Below are 18,838 nucleotides of genomic sequence, written 5' to 3'. Positions count from 1 at the left end.
CCGCCTCTGCGGAAGCCCGTCTTCATGCCCGCTCTCCGCCCGCTGCGCGAGCCGTGCCCGCAGCAGCACGTCCCGTGCTCGCGGTTCCCACGTCGCCCGGCCCAGCCGCCGGAACTCCGTCAGCGCCGTCGAGGCCGTGTCCTCGGCTCGCCGGACGTCGCCCGTCAGCAACTCCACCGTCGCCAGCAGCAGCCGGGCATGGGCGGTCGCCGGGCGGGTCGAGGTCAGGTCGGGCAGGGCGAGTTCCAGGAGCATCCGGGCCTCGCCGGGCAGGCGTGCTCCGACGAGGGCCGCGGCGAACTCGGCGCGGGTGAGGGCCAGGCGCTCCGGGGACTCGTACAGGCGATCCTCGGCGGTGAGATGGACGTCGAACGCCGCCAGGATGTCGGCGCGCCGGGCCGCCGCGAACGGGCCGTAGGACTCAGGCGCGGACACGCAGCCAGCGGGTGACCACCGGGGCGTCGCTCGGGCGGTGGTAGGCCACGCTCACCCAGCCGGGCGGGAGGCCGGCCACGGCGAACTGGCCGTCGGCCGAGGGCACCCGGACCTTCGTCAGGTGGGGGGTGCGGACCTCCACGTAGGCGCTGGGCGCGGGCGGCGGGCTCACCTGGCCGGCGATCTCCAGGCGGCCCTCGGTGATGGTCGTCTCGACGTCGAGGGTCGTGTCGCCGGCCGCGAACCGGTGCATCTGGGGCTTGCCGCCCGCCCGCGCGCCGGAGGCGGCCGTCAGGTCGGCCGGGGTGGCGACGACGCAGCCGGGCAGGCGCATCGCGAGCGCGGCCATGGCGTCGGCGGCCAGGCGCCCGGGTGCGGGGTCGGCCTGGGCCGCCAGGCGCATCGCCGCCAGCATGTACGTCTCCAGCGCGGCCTCGTCAGCACTCAAGGGGATCCTCCGCGAGTAATGTCCGGAGTTTGGCCGAACACCGCGCCCGGGTCGGCCCCACGCTCCCGACCGGGAGGTGCATTCGGGCTGCGACCTGCGCATACCGTACATCTGGATTGAGGGCGAAGAGCCGGAGCATGGTCCGGCACGGCTCGCTGAGCCGGGACACGCGTGACCAGAGGGTGCGCCCGTAGTCGGCCTCGACGATCTCCGTCGTCGGGTCGGGCGCCGCCAGGGTGGGATGTTCGTAGAGGTCCGGCGGGTCGGCCGGGAACTCCTGCCCGGCCTTGCGGCCGAGCCGCAGCGCCTCGCGCCGCGTCGTCGTCATCAGCCACGCGCCGACCGCCCGCGGGTCGCGGATGCGGTCGACGCTCTCGACCAGCCGGAGCCACGCTCCCTGTACGGCGTCGGCCGCGTCGGCCGCCCCCAGGCCCGCCGCCCGCGCCACGGCCCACATCTGACCGTTGAAGCTGGCGACCAGCTCGGACCATGCGTGGTCGTCGAGCAGATCGAGAGGGATCGATTCGTCGTGGACCTCGAAAAGCACGCGTCACTGACCCTTTCCGCACCAGCCTCACCGACTGTGCTGACAGAGGAGCGTTGCGTGAGCAACTCTAACCATGGTGTCCGGCGCGGCCCGGTGAGATCGCGGAATTCCGGAAGGATGGCCAACTTCCACGATCGCGCCGATTTACGCCTTCAGGAGAGACCGATTCGCCGGGCGGCCAAGCGGGAATCGGTATGACCCTCCTCTGGTGCCTCGCCGCGACGGACGGTAGTCTCTCCTAGAGTCACTTGTGATCATCCCAGTATGAGGCCGTTGGGGAAGGCGCACCTCGTACGAATCGGGAGGTCCGGTGGCTGCTGCTCGTGGCGTCCTGTACGTCCACTCGGCTCAGCCTGCGCTGTGCCCACACATCGAGTGGGCCGTCGCAGGCATTCTTGGCGTTCCCGTCGACCTGACGTGGACGCCCCAGCCCGCTGCGCCCGGCGCCCTGCGCGCCCAGGCCGAATGGGAGGGGCCCGCCGGCGTCGCCGCCAAGATCACCTCTTCGCTCATGGGGTGGCAGCGCATCCGCTTCGAAATCACCGAAGACCCGTCGCCGGGCTGCGACGGCTCCCGCCATGCGTACACGCCGGCCCTGGGAGCCTTCACGGCGACCATCGGCGTCAACGGCGACATCCTGATCCCGGAGGACCGCCTCCGGAACGTCATGCTGATGGCCAGCCAGGGACGCGTGGTCCTGGAGGACGAACTCGACAAACTGCTCGGCAAGCAGTGGGACGAGGAACTGGAGTCCTTCCGGTACGCCGGCGAGGGCGCTCCGGTCCGCTGGCTCCACGCGGCCGTGTAGCGGGCGGAAAGGGCGCGACGGACATCTGACCGCGCGCCCTGCCGTCCTTGATCACGCCCACGGGCCGGGGCCGCCTTACCTGGCCGTCACCTCTCGCCGTGATTGCCGTCGGGCGTTGAGGCGTCTGCGTGTGTACCTGGCCGTGACCTCCTGCGACGTGCGCGTCAACGTAAGGACACACGGACCTGCGCCCTCCCGCTGATCGCTACTGCGGTCTCATGTAGCAGGCATTCGTGGGTCCTCGCCGCTCGTATTGAGGTTCTTGGGGGCAGGTGGCGGTATTGCCCGTGACAGTTTCAGGCGTCTCCGCATCCGGTCTGTTTCGGACTTCTCCTCGCTTAGTGGAATCGTTTCGGTTCAGGTGTCCGCCTGATTGCGGATGCTGGCTGGGGATGAGGGTGACGGGAGGCTAACCCTTTCGCCACCTTCGCGGGCAGAGGCGCGTAGCCCTCAAATGGTGCAGGTCGGGCATCCGACCCCTGTCCCGCGCGGTTGGGCGTCGTGGCGTCAGGCCGGGTACAGGATCGTCTTGCCGGGAAGCCGACCGGTGACCGCCTCGTCGTGTACGGCCGCCAGATCGGTCAGCGGGCGGCGCGCGGCGACGTGAATGCGCAAGGTCCCGGCGTCGACCCGGGCCGCGAGGTCGGTGAGCTGGGCGGTGTCGCTGCGGACGAACATGCGCACCGCCCGGACGCCGCGTCCCACACCCTCCGGGACGGGCCCGGTCGTGCTGACGAGCACACCCCCGTCGGCCACCAGCTCAGCCAGGGCCGCCGTCTCCTCGGAACCGGTGGGCGCCAGGTTGAGGATCACGTCGAAGCGGCGGCCCGCCACCGCCTCGGCGAGCGGCGTGCGGGTGTAGTCGATCACCTCGGCGGCGCCGTGGTCGCGGACGCGGGCGGCCGACCCCGGCCCGGCCGTCGCGGTCACGGTGGCGCCGTGTCCCGCGGCGAGCTGGACGGCGTATCCCCCCACGGCCCCGCCCCCGCCGTTGATGAGAACGGTGTCGCCGGCCGTGAGGGCCGCGTGCTCGAACAGCGCCTGGTACGCGGTCAGCCCCACCGCAGGGAGCGCCGCGGCGTCGGCCAGGTCGACCGAGTGGGGCGCTCTGGCCAGGAGGTCGGCGGGGACGGCCACGTACTCGGCCGCGGCGCCGCCCGACATCGGCAGGAGCGCCACGACCGGGTCGCCCACGGCCCAGCCGGTCACGTCGGCGCCGAGTTCGGCGACGGTGCCGGACACGTCGATGCCCGGGATGCCGGGGAACACGACGGGGAACACCTCGCGCAGGTATCCGGCGCGGATCGTGGCGTCGACCGGGTTGAACGAGGTTCCGGCGACCTTGACGACGACCTGGCCGGGCCCGGCCGCCGGACGGTCGGTCTCCTCATGGGCGAGGACGTCGCTGGGGCCGTGCTGGTGGAAGCGGATGGCCTTCATGGTTCCTCCGTAGCTAGTTGCTTCGAATTCGAATAACTTGCTTCGAGTTCAAAGCAATCCCGCTGGAAGTGTGACCTCAGTCACATCGCGAAGAGGCCGGTACCGTTGGACGGGTGACGCTCGACGCCCGGCAGCTGGGCACCTACTTCGCCCTCATGGAGGCCGTCAGCCTCCTCCAGCACCACGTCGAGCAGCAGCTCCGCGAGGAGGGCGGCCTCAGCTCCGTCCAGTTCCAGCTGCTCGCCCGGCTCGCCCACGGCCCCGGCGCACTGACCATGACGGAACTCGCCGACGGCGTCGTCTACAGCCGCAGCGGCCTGACCTACCAGGCCGGACTTTTGGAGAAGGCGGGCCTGATCGAGCGCGGCCCGTCGCCCGGCGACGAACGCGCGATCCAGGTCGCCATCACCCAGAAGGGCCGTGACCTGGTCGAACATGTCCTGCCCGGCCATGCGGAGGTCGTCCGGAGCATGCTCTTCGATCCGCTGGCCGAGGCCGACGTGGAGGCCCTGGGCACAATGATGAACCGGGTTCGCGACCACATGCGCGCCCTGCCGCCACGCTCGGCCGCCCCCCGCAGGAAGCGCTCCGAGTAGCGCTCCCTCAGCCCGATATGCCGAAATTTCGGGCGGCGGCAGCCGCCCGACTCAAGACACCGTCGTAGATTCAGCCGACCGGCGTTTCAGGGACCCCGCCCTGGCCGACGGACGTTGCAGGCGGCGCGCCGGCCGAAACGGGCGTTTCAGAGACCTTGTCCCGGCCCTCTCCCGCACGGCTGGGGAAGCTCTCCTCCCGCCGGGCCTGCCTAGAACGCCGGAACGCCGCCCCCGCCAACCGGCAGGAGCGGCGCTCACGACGTACAGGGAGACTAGAGCGGGATGTTCCCGTGGGCTCCCCGCGCCGGCGTCGCGCGGGCGATCACCTTGGCGATGGCCCCCCGCGTCTCCTCCGGCTTGATGACCTCGTCGACCACGCCCAGGTCCACCGCGCGGTCGAGGCCGCCGGCGATCTTCTCGTGCTCCTCGGCCAGGCGGTTCTCCAGGTCGGCCCGCTCCTCGTCGGGGACGGCGGCCAGTTCGCGCCGCTTCAGGATGCGGACCGCCGCGACCGCGCCCATGACCGCGATCTGGGCCGTCGGCCAGGCGAACACGCGGGTCGCGCCCAGGGCGCGGGAGTTCATCGCGATGTAGGCCCCGCCGTAGGACTTGCGGGTCACCAGCGTCACCCTCGGCACCGAGGCCTCGGCGAACGCGTGGAGGAGCTTGGCGCCGCGGCGCACGACGCCGTCGTGCTCCTGGCCGACGCCCGGCAGGTAACCGGGCACGTCGACCAGCACGACCAGGGGCACCCCGAACGCGTCGCACATGCGCACGAACCGGGCCGCCTTCTCGGCGGAGGTCGAGTCGAGGCAGCCGCCCAGGCGCATCGGGTTGTTGGCGATGACGCCGACGGTCCGGCCGCCGAGGCGGCCCAGGGTCGTCACGATGTTGGGCGCCCACTTGGGGTGGAGCTCCACGCCCGGCTCGTCGAGCAGGCCGTTGACCAGCGGCTTCACGTCGTAGGCGCGGCGCACGTTGTCGGGCAGCAGGGTCGAGAAGTCGACCTCGCCGACCTCGCCGAGCCGGACCCGGCCCTGGTGGCCGAGCAGCGTCGCGACCTGGCGGGCCTTCAGCAGGGCCTCGGGCTCCGACTGGGTCACGATGTGGACGACGCCGCTGCGCTTGCTGTGGGGCTCGGGGCCGCCCAGCGAGGCCATGTCGATCGTCTCGCCGGTCACCGAACGGACGACGTCGGGGCCGGTCACGAAGATGCGGCCCTCGTCGGCGAGGATCACGATGTCGGTCAGCGCCGGGCCGTAGGCCGCGCCGCCGGCCGCCGCGCCGACCACGACGGAGATCTGCGGCACGATGCCCGACGCCTTCGTCATGGCCGCGAAGACGCGGCCCACGGCGTGGAGGGACTCCACGCCCTCGGCGAGGCGGGCGCCGCCCGAGTGCCAGACGCCGATGATCGGCACGCGCTCGCGGACCGCCACGTCGTAGGCGTGGACGATGTGCTCGCAGCCCTCCGCGCCCATCGCGCCGCCCTGGACGCGGGCGTCGCTGCAGAACGCCACGACGGGGACGCCCTCGACGCGGCCGGTGACCGCCAGGGCCCCGCTCTTGTCCTGCGGCGAGATCAGCCGCATGGAACCCTCGTCGAGCAGGTGGCCCAGCCGGACGACGGGATCGCGGGGGTCGGCCGCCTCCTGGTCGGAGGCGGCGGTCACCACCCTGTTGTCAACGACAGTCATTGCGTCCCTCTCAGAGCGCTGATCAAGCAGTGGTGAAGGCGACGGCGACGTTGTGGCCGCCGAAGCCGAAGGAGTTGTTGATCGCGGCGAGCTGCCCGTCGGGGAGCTTGCGCGGCTCGCCGCGCACGATGTCCACGTCGAGGCCGTCGGCCGGGTCGTCGAGGTTCGCGGTGGCGGGCACGATGCGCTCGCTCAGCGCCAGGATCGTGAAGACGGACTCGATGCCGCCCGCGCCGCCCAGCAGGTGACCGGTCATCGACTTGGTCGAGGTGACGAGCGGGGAGCCGGGGAGCGCCTCGCGGATCGCCCGCGCCTCGATCTCGTCGCCGACCGGCGTCGAGGTGGCGTGGGCGTTGACGTGGCGGACGTCGGCGGCGCTGATGCCCGCGTCGGCGATGGCCGTCAGCATCGCGGTCTTGCCGCCGATGCCGGTCGGCTCCGGCGCGGAGATGTGGTGGCCGTCGGAGGTGATGCCGACGCCGGCCGCGACCGCGTAGATTTTGGCGCCGCGCGCCTTCGCGTGGGCCTCCGACTCCAGGACGACGATGCCGGCGCCCTCGCCGAGCACGAACCCGTCGCGGCCCTTGTCGAAGGGGCGCGAGGCGCGGTGGGGCTCGTCGTTGCGGGTCGACATGGCGCGCATGGCCGCGAACGAGGCCATGTTCAGCGGGTGGATGGCCGCCTCGCTGCCCCCGGCGACGACGACGTCGGCGCGGCCGGAGCGGATCATCTCGATGGCCTGGCCGATCGACTCGGCGCCGGTCGCGCAGGCGCTGACCGCCGCGTGGGTGCCCGCCTGGGCGCCCAGGTCGATGGAGATCCAGCCCGCGGCGCCGTTGGGCATGAGCATCGGGACGGTGTACGGCGAGAGCCGGTTCCACCCCTTGTCACGGTAGGTGTCGTAGGCCTGGAGGATCGTGTTGATGCCGCCGATGCCGGAGCCGACGACCACGCCGAGCCGGGTCGGCTCGACCTCGGGGGCGCCGGCGTCCTGCCAGGCCTGGCGGGCGGCGATCAGGGCGAACTGCTCGTAGCGGTCGAGACGCCTGGCCTCGGGCCGGGGCAGCACCTCACCGGGGTCGACCGCCGCGACGCCGGCGAACTTCGCCGGGACGGTGTCGACCCAGTCTTCGGTGAGGGTGCGGATGCCCGACCGCCCGTCGAGGAGCGCCGCCCAGGTCGAGGCGACGTCTCCACCAAGGGGCGTCGTCGTGCCGAGTCCGGTGACGACGACTCGCACCCGGTTGGTACTCACTTTGGCTGCACTCCTCTACGGTCGAACGGTTGCGCTGGGGAACTCAGTTCTGGATGAAGTTGATGACGTCCTTGACGGTCTTCAGGTGCTTGAGCTGGTCGTCGGGGATCTCCGCGCCGAACTCGTCCTGGGCCGCCACGGCGATCTCGACCATCGACAGCGAGTCGATGTCCAGGTCGTCGACGAAGCTCTTCTCCGGCGTCACCTCGGACGCGGGAATCCCGGTGATCTCGTTCACGATCTTGCCGAGGCCTGCCAGGATCTCCTGCTCGGTGGCTGCCATTTCTCTCCTTTGAGTGGTGTTTCTGGGTTTTCGTACGGCGAAGACCGTACAGGCATTAAGGGATCTCGATGACCTGGGAGGCGTAGGTCAGGCCCGCCCCGAAGCCCAGGAGGAGCGCGAGGCCGCCCGAGGGCACCTCGCCCTGCTCGATCATGCGCGACAGCGCGAGCGGGATCGACGCGGCCGAGGTGTTGCCGGCCAGCACGATGTCGCGGGCGACGACGGCCTTCTCGGCGCCGAGCTTGCGCGCGATGGCCTCGATGATGCGCAGGTTCGCCTGGTGGGGCACGAACGCCGCCAGGTCGGCGGGAGCCACGCCCGCACGCTCGCAAGCCTCTTTGGCCACCGGGTGAAGGGCCGTGGTGGCCCAGCGGAACACCGTCTGACCTTCCTGGTGGAGGGACGACGACCGGTCCTGGATCATGATGGCGTCGGCCTTGTCGCCCGCGCTGCCCCAGACGACCGGGCCGATGGCCGGGGTCTCGGACGGGACGACGACCGCCGCGCCGGCCCCGTCGGCGAAGATCACCGAGGTGGCGCGGTCGTTGATGTCGACCCACTGCGTGAGCTTCTCGGTGCCGATGACCAGCACGTTCTTCGCCGAACCCGCGCGGATCGAGTCGCTGGCCGAGGCGAGGGCGTAGCAGAAGCCCGCGCAGGCCGCGTTGAGGTCGTAGGCGCCCGGCGCCTCGATGCCGAGCCGGTGGGCGACCCGCCCGGCCAGGTTAGGGATCGGGGCCTCGGGGGTGCAGGTCGCGACGATCACCAGGTCGATGTCGGCGGCGGCCAGGCCGCTGGCGGCCAGCGCCTTGCCGCCGGCCTGCACGGCCAGGTCGATCTCGGACTCCTCGGGACCGGCGAACCGGCGCTCCTTGATGCCGACCCGGCTCTGGATCCACTCGTCGTTCGTCTCGATGATCTTGGCGAGATCGTCGTTGGTGACCACGTTCGCCGGCTGGTAGTGGCCGAAGGCCAGCACCTTGGCGCCCGGCGCCCCCGCGGGCAGCTTCACTTGATCGCCTCCTTGGCGGCGTCGAGGGCCGGGGTCAGGTCGGCGGGGGTCTTGAGCGCGACGGTCACCGAACCGGGCAGGCCACGCTTGGCCAGGCCGGTCAGGGTGCCGCCGGGCAGTAGTTCGATCATGGTGACGGGGGTCTCGCCGGCTTCGCGTGCCATGGTCTCCATGCACAGGTCCCAGCGGACCGGGTTGCTCACCTGGTTGACCATGCGGTCGAGCGCGTCGCGGCCCGACATGACGACCGCGCCGTCGGCGTTGGACAGCAGCCGGATCGCCGGGTCGGCCGGGGCGACGCCGGCCGCGGCGGCGCGCAGCCGCTCGACGGCCGGAGCCATGTGGTGGGTGTGGAAGGCCCCGGCGACCGCGAGGGGGCGCAGGCGGGCCCGCTGCGGCGGGTCGGCCTGGAGGGCCTCCAGCTGCTCCAGGGTGCCGCCCGCGACGATCTGGCCGGCGCCGTTGTTGTTGGCGGGGGTCAGGCCGTGCTTGGCGAGGGCGTCGAGGACGTCGACGCCGCCCAGGAGGGCGGTCATGCCGGTCGCGGTGACGGCGGCGGCCTCGGCCATCGCCCGGCCGCGCTCGGCGACCAGCGAGACGGCCTGGTCGGCGGTGATCACACCGGCCAGGGCGGCTGCGGCGAACTCGCCCACACTGTGGCCGGCGACCAGGTCGGCGGTGACGCCGAGCTCCTCGAAGGCGGCCAGCGCGGCGGCCACCAGAAGGGGCTGCGCGACGGCCGTGTCGCGGATCTCCTCGGCCTCGGCGGTGGTGCCGTAGGCGACGAGATCGAGCTTCGCGATCTCGGACCATGCTGACAGACGGTCACGGAATCCGGGGAGCTCCAGCCACGGACTCAGGAAGCCTGGAGTTTGGGCGCCTTGTCCCGGCGCGACGATGACGAGCACGGTACCACCCTGCCCTGTAGCCCTTCGACACAGAGCTGGGGATCCGAACGAACTTCTGCCCGCCTCTGTTGTGGAATCCCTACAGTTCCGGTTTCTCCGCAATTAATAGACGGCGGTCAGATTACGGTCAGTCGACCGAGTATCAACCCAACCTGAAGGGTGAATGCGGACCGCCCCTCCGTCGGGGTGTAGCCGGTCAGCTCGGCGATCTTCCTGAGCCGGTAACGCACCGTGTTCGGATGGACGAACAGCAGCCGCGCCGTCGCCTCCAGCGAGGTGCCCTGTTCGAGGTAGGTCGCCAGGGTGTCGAGGAGCGGGGTGCCGGCCAGCGGTTTGAACACGTTCTCGACCAGCGCCGCGCGGGCGTCCTCGTCGCCGTCGATGGCCCGTTCGGCGAGCAGGTCGTCGGCCAGCACGGGCCGGGGCGCGTCGGGCCACCCGGCGGCGGCCCGCAACCCGGCGATGGCGGCCCGCGCCGACCGGGCGGCGGCGTGCAGGTCGGGCACCTCGGGGCCGATCACGATCGGGCCGGCGGCGAACCTCGGCACGACCAGGCGGGCGGCCTCCTTCATGCTGTCGGCCCCGCCGACGATCACGATCAGCCGGTCGCCCTGGACCCCGGCGAGCAGGTCGTGGCCCGCCCGCCGGCCCCGGTCGCGCAGGCCGTCGATGACGCTCTGGGGGTCGTCGGCCGGGGCGTGCCCGGCGAAGACCACCACGGGGGCGGAGGTCCAGCCGAGGGCGGCGGCCCAGGAGTGGAGGCCGTCGTCGACCTCGCCCCGGACCAGCGCGTCGACGATCAGGGCCTCCAGCCGGGCGTCCCACGACCCCCGGGCCTCGGCCTCGCGGGCGTAGACCTGGGCGGCGGCGAAGGCGACGTCGCGGGTGTAGCGCAACATCGCGTTGCGCAGCACCTCCTCGCCGCCGGGCGCGGCCAGCTCCTCGACCTCGGCCTCGACCACCTCGACCACGATGCGGACCAGGTCGACGGTCTGCTGGAGGGAGACGCTGCGCTTGAGCTCGCGGGGCGCGGTGCCGAAGAACTCGATGCTCGGGGTCGGGCGGCCCTGCCCGGCGTGGCCGAACCACTCGACGAAGGCGGCGATCCCGGCCTGGGCGACCAGGCCGACCCAGGAACGGTCCTCGGCCGACAGGGCGCGGTACCAGGCGAGCTGCTCCTCCATGCGGGCCATCGCGGCGGTGCCCAGACTCCCCATCGCGCGGTCGAGCCGCCGCGCCGTGTCTTCACGCACCCTGTCGTTCACGGTTATAGCGTGCCAGGTCGCCTGCGCGGATTCGCCAACGGTGGGGCCGTGGCAAGCTGGGACGGTGTACCGGGAACGGCCGTCGGTGATCCCCGGCGCGGTCGTCTGGCAGACGCCCCCCGCGTCAGCCGAGGGGGAGCGCCGCATCCTCCCCGACGGCTGCATGGATCTGCTCTGGACGTCGGGCCGGCTCGTGGTGGCCGGGCCCGATGCGGTGGCCTTCGTCACCTCCGTCGTCCCCGGGGCCGGTTACACCGGCCTGCGGTTCGCGCCGGGCGACCTGCCGGAGCTGCTCGGCGTGGCGGCCCACGAGCTGCGCGACCGCCGGGTTCCGCTCGACGAGATCTGGCCGGCCCGCCGGGTGCGCGCACTGGAGAACCGGCTGAACGGGGGCGGGGGGATCGAGGCGGTGGCGGCCGACCTGCGGCCCGATCCGGTGGTGCGCGCCGCCGTGGGGCTGATCGGCGGCGGGCTGGGCGTGGCCGCCGTGGCCGGCCGCCTCGATCTGGGCGAACGCCGCTTCCACCGGCTCTGCCTGCGCGCCTTCGGCTACGGGCCGAAGACGCTGGGCCGCATCCTGCGGATGAACCGGGCGCTGGAGAGGGCGCGGGCGGGGGGAGCGTTCGCCCAGGTCGCCCACGACGAGGGCTACGCCGACCAGGCCCACCTCGCGCGGGAGGTGCGGGCGCTGACCGGGGTCACGCTGACGGATCTAGCGGGGCGTACAGGTCGACGCTGATGCCGTCGGGGTCGGTCAGGACCGCGTAGCGCTGGCCCCAGAAGGCGTCCCACGGCGGGAGGTGGCCGAACTCGGCCATCTCGGCGTAGGTCGTGTCGACCTCGGCCGCGTTGTCACACTGGAACGCGAGGCCCGTCCGGCCGGGGCCCGGCGTCCATTCGGGGTCGAACGACTTGATGGTCTCCTCGGTGTCCCAGCAGAGGCGGAAGCCGCCGGGCAGGGTCACCTCGACATGGGGCTCGCCGTCGGCCTCGGCCGGGAGGTCCAGGCCGAGGCGGCGGTAGAAGGCGAGCGACCGGCCCATGTCGCTGACGACCAGGCCGATGACGTTGAACTGGATTGCCATGGTCCGACGGTACGAGACCGCGTACGGGACCGTCTTGAAGGAATCGGACGCCGGGTCAGATGACCGCGACGGCGGTGATCAGGCCGATGGCGACGTGGGTGACCGAGAGCAGGATCGCGGCGGGCTGGAGGGTCGGCTCGGCGACCAGGGCGCGGATGGAGATGCCGGCCACCTTGTCGAAGGCGAACATGCCGAGCGTCTGGACGGCGATGCCGAGCACGCCGAACACGGCGGTGGCGATCAGGCCCTCCTGGAGCCGGCCGCCGGAGGAGAAGATCGAGGCCGCCACGATCAGCCCGACGGCCGCCAGGCCCGCCGAGGTGAGGGCGGTCGCGTTGGGATTGCGGTCTTCCCGGATGAGCTTGCTGAGCTTGCCCGGCGTGGCCATGTCGATGACGTAGAAACCGACGATCAGCAGCAGCACGCCGAGGACGGCGTAGGCGGCGATCGCCAGGGCGCCGTTGCCGAGGACCTCGCCGAACGAAGTGGTGTCCATTGACCCTGCTCCTATTGGGGGGTGTTAACCGTTGATTCGATGGGGGACGAACGACGAGGTGTCGTCGGTGATCAGGCCGGCCGTCTCCCGGATGCCGAGCCCGGCCGACTCGTCCTCCACCACCCAGGCGCCCAGGACCGGCCGCTGGCCGTCGAAGTCGGGCAGGGCCTGGAACTCCTGGAAGACGAACCCTTCGGCGCCGTAGTCGCCTCCGGTCTCCAGGGAGTGGTCGGGCGACAGGATCGTCATCGAGGCGCCCTCGCGCCCCAAGAGCGGCTTGCGGATGAATCCTGCCAGGTCACGGGGGCCGTCGAGGTAGGCCGGCAGCAGGTTGGGATGGCCGGGGAACAGCTCCCAGAGCACCGCCAGCAGCGCCTTGTTCGACAGCAGCATCTTCCACGCCGGTTCGATCCAGGTCATCGACGGCATCAGCCGCAGCGCGTGGGCGCCGAACGGCTCGTGGACGATCCACTCCCACGGATAGAGCTTGCAGAGCGAGCGGATGACCCGTTCCTCGACGTCGACGAACCGGCGGTTGAGCGCGTCCCAGCCGATGTCCTCCATGGCGATGGAGACGGTGGCCAGCCCGGCCTGGGTGGCCGTCTCCTGGAGGTAGCCGAGGGTCATCGCCTCCTCGCCGGAGGTGTCGAGGCTCGTCCAGGCGAAGTGGGAGGGGCCCGTCGGGAGGGTCGCGGCGATGGCCTTCCAGCGGTCGACGAGGCGTTCGTGGATGGAGTTCCACTGGTCGTCGTCGGGGAAGACGTCCTGCAGCCAGTACCACTGGACGACGGAGCTCTCGAGCAGGCTGGTGGGGGTGTCGGCGTTGTATTCGAGCAGCTTCGCCGGGCCGGAGCCGTCGTAGCGGAGGTCGAAGCGGCCGAACAGGTGGGGTTCGCGGCGGTACCAGGAGTCCTTGATCGCCTGCGTCCACTCGGGCGGCACGGCGAAGTCGTGGAAACGGCCGGTGACCACGACGTGGTCGACCGCCTCCAGGCACATGCGGTGGAGCTCCTCGACCTGGGCCTCCAGCGTGAGCACCTCGTCCATCGAGAAGACGTAGTGGACGCTCTCGTCCCAGTAGGGCCGGTCGACGCCGCTCGGGTGGGCGGAGCGGTGGTAGGCCAGCCCGTGGCTCTCGACCGTGGTCTCCCAGCCGTGCCGGGGTGCGGACCGTTCCCTGCGCACGGGTCAGCTGCCGCCGCTGCTGCGCGAGCCGAAGCCGCCCCGCTGGATGACCTTGCCGGAACGGGTGGAGATCTGCGCGTTCGACGGGCGCAGCGTGGTGCCGCCGCGGATGTGCGCGCCGCTGCGGACGCCGCCGTAGTACCACCCGTAGGCGCCGTGGGAGCCGTGGTAGACCCGGCCGTCGTCGTCACACAGGTCGTCGTCGACGATCGGGTAGGACCCGTCGGGCAGCGGGTTGTTCATGTCGACGCAGTCGGCGTCGACCTCCTCGTAGTCGTCGTCGACGGCCGCGCAGAAGCCCACGACCAGAACCGACAACACACCGATCGCGCCCAGCTTGACGGCGGTGGAGGCCTTCTTGTTCTTCTTCGGCGGCGGACCGCCGGCCATGGGGAACGTCGGAGGTCCCGGTGGTGGGGGTGAGGCGGCCATAAGGCTCCATGATTCCTTGAGGTCGGGCAAGCCTATCGGTGTCTGTTTGAACGGTACAAACATCAATTCTGGCCGGTTGATAACGTCTTCGACATGGAGCCTGTTGACGCCCTGCGCCAAATCGCGTTCCTGCTCGAACGGGCCGGTGAACCCACCTACCGGGTCCGCGCCTTCCGGGGCGCCGCCAAGGTCGTCGAGGATCTGCCGCGCGAGGAGCTGGAGGAGCGCGCCCTCGCCGAGACGCTGACCGAGCTGCCCGGGGTCGGCAAGGTGACCGCGCTGGCGATCACCGAGGCGCTGGCCGGCCAGACCCCCACCTACCTGCGCCGTCTGGAGGCGACGTCCGGCACCGACCTCTCCGAGGCCGCCGCCCGGCTCCGCGAGGCGCTGAAGGGCGACCTGCACAGCCACACGACGTGGAGCGACGGCGGGTCGCCGATCGAGGAGATGGCCGAGGCGGCGCGGGCCATCGGGCACTCCTACCTGACGATCACCGACCACTCGCCGCGGCTGACGGTCGCGCGCGGACTGTCGGCCGAGCGGCTGGCCGAGCAGATCGAGGTGATCGAGGGGCTGCGGGAGCGGTTCGCGCCCTTCGAGATCCGTACCGGCATCGAGGTCGACATCCTCGCCGACGGGTCGCTCGACCAGGACCCCGCCCTGCTGGCCCGGCTCGACTGCGTGGTCGCCTCGGTGCACTCCGCGCTGAAGATGGACGCCGAGGAGATGACCCGCCGGATGGTCGCCGCCGTCGCCAACCCCCACGTCGACGTGCTCGGGCACTGCACCGGCCGGATCGTGCAGGCCGGTGGCAGGCGCGGCGGGCTTCGCGCGGAGTCGCGCTTCGACGCCGAGATCGTCTTCGAGGCCTGCCGGCGGTTCGGGGTCGCGGTCGAGATCAACTCGCGGCCCGACCGGCTCGACCCGCCCAAACGGCTGCTGCGGCTCGCCTACGAGATGGGCTGCGTGTTCGCGATCGACAGCGACGCCCACGCTCCGGGGCAGCTCGACTGGCTCGTGTACGGATGTGAGCGCGCCGCCCTGTGTGGTGTGGAACCGGAACGGGTGGTCAATACGGGTATATGGCCGCTGAGTTAGGTGGGAAATATCAGGATTCGTCGTTCACGGCACGTAACGTCGGCGTCATGGACCGTCGACGTGCGCTGGTGGAGGAGTTACGGAGCAACGGGCAGCTGTCGGCCAAGGACCTCGCCGACCGGCTCGGGGTGAGCAAACGGACGGTGATCCGCGACATCGCCCGGCTCCAGGGCGAGGGCGTGCCGATCCGGCTCGACCCGGGCGGCTACACCATCGACGGGGCCGAAGAGGTCAAACGGGCCATCGACCGCGCGCTGACCGACCGCCGGGTGCTGCGCATCGACTACCTCAACAGCAAGAGCGAGGTCAGCACCCGCGACCTGGAGCCCAGCATCATGCTCGGCGGGCGCGGCGGCTTCTGGTACCTGGTGGCGTGGTGCCGGTTACGCGAGGACGTCCGGGTGTTCCGGGTCGACCGCATCACCCGGGCCGAGGTGCTCGACGAGCGCTACCCCGAGCCCGACCAGCAGCGGCTCTCGGAGATGACGTCGGCCCTGCCGCTCTGATCCACCCATTAGGCTGCCGCGCATGCGGACGGAACGGCTCGAACTCACCGACCAGGACCTGCGCGACTGGGAGGCCACGGTGCTCGACGCCACTCCCGACGGCATCGTTTTGAACCGCTCGGCCTTCTATCCCGGCGGCGGCGGGCAGCCCGCCGACCAGGGCACCCTCCTGTGGCAGGGCGTCGAGACCCGCATCGCCGGGGTGCGCAAGGGCGACGACCTCGTGCTCATCCCCGCCGAGGGCGATCCGCTGCCGGCGGCCGGGACGGTCGTACGGGCGGCCCTGGCCGACGAGCGGCGCAGCGCCCTGATGCGCACCCACTCCGGCCTGCACGTGCTCTGCGGCGTGGTGTTCCGCGACTACGGGTCGCTGGTGACCGGCGGCAACATGGACGTCGCCACCACGCCCGGCGTGGTAGGCACCGCGCGCATGGACTTCAACCTGCCGGAGGTGCCGCCCGGCTTCAAGGAGGCCGTCGAGGCCGCCTGCAACGCCGAGATCGAGGCCGACCGGCGCATCGACGTCCGGGTGCTGCCGAGGGCCGAGGCGTTCGCCATCCCGGACATCATCCGGACGGCGACCAACCTGGTGCCCGACGACGTGGAAGAGGTGCGGATCGTCGACATCGTCGGGCTCGACTGCCAGGCCGACGGCGGCACCCACGTCGCCTCCACCCGGCAGATCGGCCGGGTGCGGGTCGCCAAGATCGAGAGCAAGGGCAGGGGGTTCCGGCGCGTCCGGCTGGAGGTCTCCGACTAGTTGTCCACAGGAGGCCCCGGCACCGGTAGCGGCCGGTCGGGGTGGTGACAGGGTGCCGGGATGGACATCAGCGCGGTGCCGCTCGTCTACAACGGCGTCATGTTCCGCTCGACCCTGGAGGCCGACTGGGCGGCCACCCTCGACGCCCTGGGCGTCTACTGGCAGTACGAACCGCTCGCCCTCCGGTTGCCGAGCGGGGCGGTCTACGTGCCCGACTTCTACCTGCCGGCGCTGAACGCCTGGGCCGAGGTGAAGGGCCCCCACTGGGAGCGGCTGGCCAAGCCCGTGGAGCTGCGGGCCACCCTGGCCATCGCCGGCGGCGCCGGGTGGTGGGAGCAGGTCCACGTGATCGTGCTGGAGGCGCCGGGTCCGGGCGACGCCGCGAGCTGGCACGTGCCGGTGGGGTCGTGCTGGCTGGTCGAGTGCGGCGAGCGGCAGAACCGGTTCGCCTGGTACGACGGACGGTGCTGGGCCTGCCAGCAGGAGGAACTCGGCGGGTCCCACTTCTTCTACCGGCCGGCCCGAGCCTCGGTCGCCGGGCCGACGTGGCGGATGACGCGGGCCGCGCGGCCCGAACCGTTGCGGCGGGCGGCCTGAAGTTCCGGCGACGGCCGGTTCGGTAACCGGTCGCATGGCCCAAGACGACCTGCCGCCGATCTGCCGCACATGCAGAGGTGAGGGCGGCGAATGGATCAGCAAGGACGGCGAAGAGGTGTGGGTGAGCTGCACTCCCTGCGGCGGCGTGGGCCGGCGGCCTCCTCAGTGAGACCCGGCGGGCCGGCCTGGCGTCGTCGCGCAACGTCGTCACGGCCGCGGGGCCGCGCTGGAGACACCGATGCCGAACCACATGGGCTGCTTCTTTCCGTACTAGTTTGGCCCGCATGGGTGGCCAGGAAGAGAATCTCGGGGTGGTCGCGGCACTGGTGCGGGCGTCGTTCCTGATCTCCGCCGTCTACGCCGAATCGGCGCGCGACCACGGCCTGACCCCGCAACAGGGCCAGTTGTTGTGCGTCCTGATGGGCCGCCCCTACCGCATGAACGACCTGGGCGCGACCCTGCGCCTGGCCAAGTCGAGCCTGACCGAGCTCGTCGACCGGACGTCGCAGCGCGGGCTCGTCAGGCGCGAGCCCGACCCGTCCGACGGCCGGGCGGTGCTGGTGGCCCTCACCGACCAGGGGGCCGCCACGGCGGAGACCTTCTACGCCGAGACGTGCGACCGCGTCGCGCGGGTGCCGGGGGTGCTCGAGGCGGGGGAGCAGGGGATGCTGGCCGAGCTGCTGGGGCGGGTCGTCAGGGACAACACGGTGGGCACGGTGTTCCTCGATTGGGACGACGACGTTCACCCCCCGAACGTCAATCCCGCCGCCAGGCGGTGACGTCCTTTCTGGCCCAGAGGCGGCCGGAGGCCAGGTCGTACAGAGCGGGCGGGAAGCCGGGACGCGCGGCCAGTTCGCCGAACTCGCCGGGAGGCACGCCGAGGATCTCAGCCGCGCCCGCGGGCCCCACCAGGTCGGCGAGGCGTTCCAGGGCCAGCAGCAGGAGCTCGCTGTTCTCCCAGTCGAGCCGGCCTTCGGCGGCCAGCTCGACGGCGAGGAGGTTCGCGTCGGCGGGATCGTGGCCGAGCGCGCGGGCGACGGCCTTGGCGGCGGCGAGAACCTGGTAGTTGCGGCTGCGCGTCATCCATCCGTAGTACCAGAGGGCGGCCCTGGCGCGGTGCCGTGGAATGTCGGCCGGTCTCGGGCTTCGTGCCCGCCCTTTCGTGGTTCCTATTCGCCGATCTTCTTCGCCCACAGTGTGACGAATGTCGCCGGGTCGATTTTGCGGCCTGCGGCGGGGACCTGGCGTACGACCACCCAGTTGCGGTCGTTGACCTGGAAACGCCCCTGGCCGGTGGCGTCGCGGTCGCGGAGCAGGAAGAAGCCTGCGGCCTGCATGGTGTCCTGGGCCAGTTGGAGGTTCATGCCGACCACGCTGGGGAGCGGGAGCTTCTCCACAGCCGCGGCCTTCCGGGTCTTGGCGGCCTTGGTGGGCGCCGCCTGGTCGGCCGAGAGACTTTCGGCCGGCTCCGCGTTCTCCTCTTCGGTGATCGGGGCCGGCCGAGGGGCGGACGCACCCGGGGAACGTTCCACACGATCGCCGTCGGTGAGGGCGTTACAGGCGACAAGGACGACGAAGAGCCCGGCGGCGATGAAGGCGAGCGGGCCCTTCCGCTTCCGCGGAGGGGGTGGCGGAGGCGGGTACATGGGCTGGCCGTAGTAGGGCGCCTGTCCAGGGGGCACAGGAGGAGACGCCGCCCAGCCGTGCGGCTGCTGCGGCACCGGAGCGCCGTAACCGTGCGGGCCGGCCTGCGCCGGCCCGAAACCAGGATGGGGATTGTGCGGGGGAGGTCCGAACTGGTTGGCCATAGCCTCACTCCGTTTCCTGGGATGCGCCAAGTTGACGTCGGGACGGATGAGACGGTTGCCGTGCGTTATGCAATCGAGTTAGGGCCCGTTTTCCGGGCGGCCCAAACGGTCCCTGCCGGTTGGATCGACAGACGTCTCAGGCCGTGCCCCTGACCGCTCAAAGGCCTCCCCTGTCTC

At 71.5% G+C, this 18,838-nt stretch carries 24 protein-coding genes; 9 read left to right on the top strand and 15 right to left on the bottom strand.

All coding sequences use genetic code 11. The features are described 5' to 3' along the window. Positions 1 to 24 precede the first annotated feature (24 nt). Positions 25 to 450, top strand: a complete 426-nt coding sequence (locus QSK34_RS12575; RefSeq protein ID WP_285583438.1) for a hypothetical protein — start codon at positions 25 to 27, stop codon at positions 448 to 450. Here QSK34_RS12575 and QSK34_RS12570 read toward each other — a convergent pair. Together QSK34_RS12570 and QSK34_RS12565 are read right to left on the bottom strand one after the other, a co-directional pair. Further along, positions 422 to 883, bottom strand: coding sequence for a hypothetical protein (locus tag QSK34_RS12570; protein WP_202609738.1), 462 nt, complete (start codon positions 881 to 883; stop codon positions 422 to 424). The genes QSK34_RS12575 and QSK34_RS12570 overlap by 29 nt on opposite strands. Then, positions 873 to 1,430: an RNA polymerase sigma factor gene (locus tag QSK34_RS12565; RefSeq protein ID WP_051760487.1), complete on the bottom strand. Its 558-nt coding sequence runs from the start codon at positions 1,428 to 1,430 to the stop codon at positions 873 to 875. The genes QSK34_RS12570 and QSK34_RS12565 overlap by 11 nt, the downstream gene beginning before the upstream one ends. 310 nt (positions 1,431 to 1,740) lie before the next feature. Here QSK34_RS12565 and QSK34_RS12560 point away from each other — a divergent pair, with 310 nt between their 5' ends. Then, the gene (locus QSK34_RS12560) at positions 1,741 to 2,238 is read left to right on the top strand and encodes a DUF3145 domain-containing protein (protein ID WP_161478879.1); all 498 of its coding nucleotides are present in this window, start codon (positions 1,741 to 1,743) and stop codon (positions 2,236 to 2,238) included. 507 nt (positions 2,239 to 2,745) lie between these two features. Here QSK34_RS12560 and QSK34_RS12555 read toward each other — a convergent pair. Then, positions 2,746 to 3,678, bottom strand: a complete 933-nt coding sequence (locus QSK34_RS12555) for an NADP-dependent oxidoreductase (RefSeq protein WP_285583434.1) — start codon at positions 3,676 to 3,678, stop codon at positions 2,746 to 2,748. Positions 3,679 to 3,791: 113 nt separating this feature from the next. Between QSK34_RS12555 and QSK34_RS12550 the strand changes: the two genes are divergently transcribed. After that, a complete protein-coding gene (locus QSK34_RS12550) occupies positions 3,792 to 4,274 on the top strand; it encodes a MarR family winged helix-turn-helix transcriptional regulator (protein WP_285583433.1) in 483 nt (160 codons plus the stop codon). A 272-nt stretch (positions 4,275 to 4,546) separates the two neighbouring features. Here QSK34_RS12550 and QSK34_RS12545 read toward each other — a convergent pair whose 3' ends face one another. From QSK34_RS12545 to QSK34_RS12520, 6 genes are all read right to left on the bottom strand, one after another. Then, positions 4,547 to 5,971 (bottom strand): acyl-CoA carboxylase subunit beta, encoded by a 1,425-nt coding sequence (locus tag QSK34_RS12545; RefSeq protein WP_285583431.1) that lies wholly within the window; start codon positions 5,969 to 5,971, stop codon positions 4,547 to 4,549. A gap of 22 nt (positions 5,972 to 5,993) precedes the next feature. Next, positions 5,994 to 7,226 (bottom strand): beta-ketoacyl-ACP synthase II, encoded by a 1,233-nt coding sequence (gene fabF, locus QSK34_RS12540; protein WP_285583429.1) that lies wholly within the window; start codon positions 7,224 to 7,226, stop codon positions 5,994 to 5,996. A gap of 43 nt (positions 7,227 to 7,269) precedes the next feature. Continuing rightward, a complete protein-coding gene (locus tag QSK34_RS12535; protein ID WP_062334723.1) occupies positions 7,270 to 7,509 on the bottom strand; it encodes an acyl carrier protein in 240 nt (79 codons plus the stop codon). 55 nt (positions 7,510 to 7,564) lie between these two features. After that, the gene (locus QSK34_RS12530; protein WP_161478883.1) at positions 7,565 to 8,521 is read right to left on the bottom strand and encodes a beta-ketoacyl-ACP synthase III; all 957 of its coding nucleotides are present in this window, start codon (positions 8,519 to 8,521) and stop codon (positions 7,565 to 7,567) included. After that, positions 8,518 to 9,429 (bottom strand): ACP S-malonyltransferase, encoded by a 912-nt coding sequence (locus tag QSK34_RS12525; RefSeq protein WP_285583424.1) that lies wholly within the window; start codon positions 9,427 to 9,429, stop codon positions 8,518 to 8,520. Before QSK34_RS12525 ends, QSK34_RS12530 begins: the two co-directional genes overlap by 4 nt. Before the next feature lie 116 nt (positions 9,430 to 9,545). Then, positions 9,546 to 10,646, bottom strand: a complete 1,101-nt coding sequence (locus QSK34_RS12520) for a PucR family transcriptional regulator (protein ID WP_285583993.1) — start codon at positions 10,644 to 10,646, stop codon at positions 9,546 to 9,548. A 112-nt stretch (positions 10,647 to 10,758) separates the two neighbouring features. Here QSK34_RS12520 and QSK34_RS12515 point away from each other — a divergent pair, with 112 nt between their 5' ends. Beyond that, on the top strand, positions 10,759 to 11,433 hold the full coding sequence (locus tag QSK34_RS12515; protein WP_285583421.1) for a helix-turn-helix domain-containing protein: 675 nt from the start codon (positions 10,759 to 10,761) through the stop codon (positions 11,431 to 11,433). Here QSK34_RS12515 and QSK34_RS12510 read toward each other — a convergent pair. The 4 genes from QSK34_RS12510 to QSK34_RS12495 are packed head-to-tail and all read right to left on the bottom strand — an operon-like array spanning position 11,393 to position 13,850. Beyond that, the gene (locus QSK34_RS12510) at positions 11,393 to 11,779 is read right to left on the bottom strand and encodes a VOC family protein (protein WP_285583419.1); all 387 of its coding nucleotides are present in this window, start codon (positions 11,777 to 11,779) and stop codon (positions 11,393 to 11,395) included. The genes QSK34_RS12515 and QSK34_RS12510 overlap by 41 nt on opposite strands. A gap of 55 nt (positions 11,780 to 11,834) precedes the next feature. Further along, positions 11,835 to 12,275, bottom strand: a complete 441-nt coding sequence (locus QSK34_RS12505; protein ID WP_285583417.1) for a DUF350 domain-containing protein — start codon at positions 12,273 to 12,275, stop codon at positions 11,835 to 11,837. A gap of 24 nt (positions 12,276 to 12,299) precedes the next feature. Then, positions 12,300 to 13,460 carry a glutathionylspermidine synthase family protein gene (locus QSK34_RS12500; RefSeq protein ID WP_285583415.1) on the bottom strand — a complete coding sequence of 387 codons (1,161 nt, stop codon included), beginning with the start codon at positions 13,458 to 13,460 and terminating at the stop codon, positions 12,300 to 12,302. Positions 13,461 to 13,463: 3 nt separating this feature from the next. Continuing rightward, positions 13,464 to 13,850, bottom strand: a complete 387-nt coding sequence (locus QSK34_RS12495; protein WP_285583413.1) for a hypothetical protein — start codon at positions 13,848 to 13,850, stop codon at positions 13,464 to 13,466. Positions 13,851 to 13,985: 135 nt separating this feature from the next. Between QSK34_RS12495 and QSK34_RS12490 the strand changes: the two genes are divergently transcribed. The 5 genes from QSK34_RS12490 to QSK34_RS12470 all read left to right on the top strand — a co-directional run bounded on the left by QSK34_RS12490 (position 13,986) and on the right by QSK34_RS12470 (position 17,632). Continuing rightward, complete coding sequence (locus QSK34_RS12490; protein ID WP_285583411.1) at positions 13,986 to 14,990, top strand: PHP domain-containing protein; 1,005 nt, start codon at positions 13,986 to 13,988, stop codon at positions 14,988 to 14,990. A gap of 47 nt (positions 14,991 to 15,037) precedes the next feature. Further along, positions 15,038 to 15,496, top strand: a complete 459-nt coding sequence (locus QSK34_RS12485; protein ID WP_161478891.1) for a helix-turn-helix transcriptional regulator — start codon at positions 15,038 to 15,040, stop codon at positions 15,494 to 15,496. 22 nt (positions 15,497 to 15,518) lie between these two features. After that, complete coding sequence (locus QSK34_RS12480) at positions 15,519 to 16,256, top strand: alanyl-tRNA editing protein (RefSeq protein ID WP_285583407.1); 738 nt, start codon at positions 15,519 to 15,521, stop codon at positions 16,254 to 16,256. A gap of 60 nt (positions 16,257 to 16,316) precedes the next feature. Beyond that, positions 16,317 to 16,853, top strand: a complete 537-nt coding sequence (locus QSK34_RS12475; protein ID WP_285583405.1) for a PDDEXK family nuclease — start codon at positions 16,317 to 16,319, stop codon at positions 16,851 to 16,853. Between the two features lie 284 nt (positions 16,854 to 17,137). Next, a complete protein-coding gene (locus tag QSK34_RS12470; protein WP_285583403.1) occupies positions 17,138 to 17,632 on the top strand; it encodes a MarR family winged helix-turn-helix transcriptional regulator in 495 nt (164 codons plus the stop codon). Here QSK34_RS12470 and QSK34_RS12465 read toward each other — a convergent pair. Then, a complete protein-coding gene (locus tag QSK34_RS12465) occupies positions 17,610 to 17,936 on the bottom strand; it encodes a hypothetical protein (protein WP_285583401.1) in 327 nt (108 codons plus the stop codon). The genes QSK34_RS12470 and QSK34_RS12465 overlap by 23 nt on opposite strands. Before the next feature lie 86 nt (positions 17,937 to 18,022). Continuing rightward, on the bottom strand, positions 18,023 to 18,661 hold the full coding sequence (locus QSK34_RS12460; protein ID WP_285583399.1) for a PASTA domain-containing protein: 639 nt from the start codon (positions 18,659 to 18,661) through the stop codon (positions 18,023 to 18,025). Positions 18,662 to 18,838: the final 177 nt, after the last annotated feature.

Origin of the sequence: Herbidospora sp. NBRC 101105 (assembly GCF_030269205.1) — a bacterium.
Taxonomy (GTDB): Bacteria; Actinomycetota; Actinomycetes; order Streptosporangiales; family Streptosporangiaceae; genus Herbidospora; species Herbidospora solisilvae.
This window is presented reverse-complemented; position numbering and strand designations above follow the sequence as displayed.

Bases quoted from the DNA above. Each gene is read 5' to 3' on its own strand.
- QSK34_RS12575 (WP_285583438.1), top strand. From the start codon at position 25: ATGCCCGCTCTCCGCCCGCTGCGCGAGCCGTGCCCGCAGCAGCACGTC.
- QSK34_RS12555 (WP_285583434.1), bottom strand. From the start codon at position 3,678: ATGAAGGCCATCCGCTTCCACCAGCACGGCCCCAGCGACGTCCTCGCC.
- QSK34_RS12545 (WP_285583431.1), bottom strand. From the start codon at position 5,971: ATGACTGTCGTTGACAACAGGGTGGTGACCGCCGCCTCCGACCAGGAG.
- QSK34_RS12535 (WP_062334723.1), bottom strand. From the start codon at position 7,509: ATGGCAGCCACCGAGCAGGAGATCCTGGCAGGCCTCGGCAAGATCGTG.
- QSK34_RS12520 (WP_285583993.1), bottom strand. From the start codon at position 10,646: ATGGGGAGTCTGGGCACCGCCGCGATGGCCCGCATGGAGGAGCAGCTC.
- QSK34_RS12510 (WP_285583419.1), bottom strand. From the start codon at position 11,779: ATGGCAATCCAGTTCAACGTCATCGGCCTGGTCGTCAGCGACATGGGC.
- QSK34_RS12505 (WP_285583417.1), bottom strand. From the start codon at position 12,275: ATGGACACCACTTCGTTCGGCGAGGTCCTCGGCAACGGCGCCCTGGCG.
- QSK34_RS12495 (WP_285583413.1), bottom strand. From the start codon at position 13,850: ATGGCCGGCGGTCCGCCGCCGAAGAAGAACAAGAAGGCCTCCACCGCC.
- QSK34_RS12490 (WP_285583411.1), top strand. From the start codon at position 13,986: ATGGAGCCTGTTGACGCCCTGCGCCAAATCGCGTTCCTGCTCGAACGG.
- QSK34_RS12485 (WP_161478891.1), top strand. From the start codon at position 15,038: ATGGACCGTCGACGTGCGCTGGTGGAGGAGTTACGGAGCAACGGGCAG.
- QSK34_RS12480 (WP_285583407.1), top strand. From the start codon at position 15,519: ATGCGGACGGAACGGCTCGAACTCACCGACCAGGACCTGCGCGACTGG.
- QSK34_RS12475 (WP_285583405.1), top strand. From the start codon at position 16,317: ATGGACATCAGCGCGGTGCCGCTCGTCTACAACGGCGTCATGTTCCGC.
- QSK34_RS12470 (WP_285583403.1), top strand. From the start codon at position 17,138: ATGGGTGGCCAGGAAGAGAATCTCGGGGTGGTCGCGGCACTGGTGCGG.
- QSK34_RS12465 (WP_285583401.1), bottom strand. From the start codon at position 17,936: ATGACGCGCAGCCGCAACTACCAGGTTCTCGCCGCCGCCAAGGCCGTC.
- QSK34_RS12460 (WP_285583399.1), bottom strand. From the start codon at position 18,661: ATGGCCAACCAGTTCGGACCTCCCCCGCACAATCCCCATCCTGGTTTC.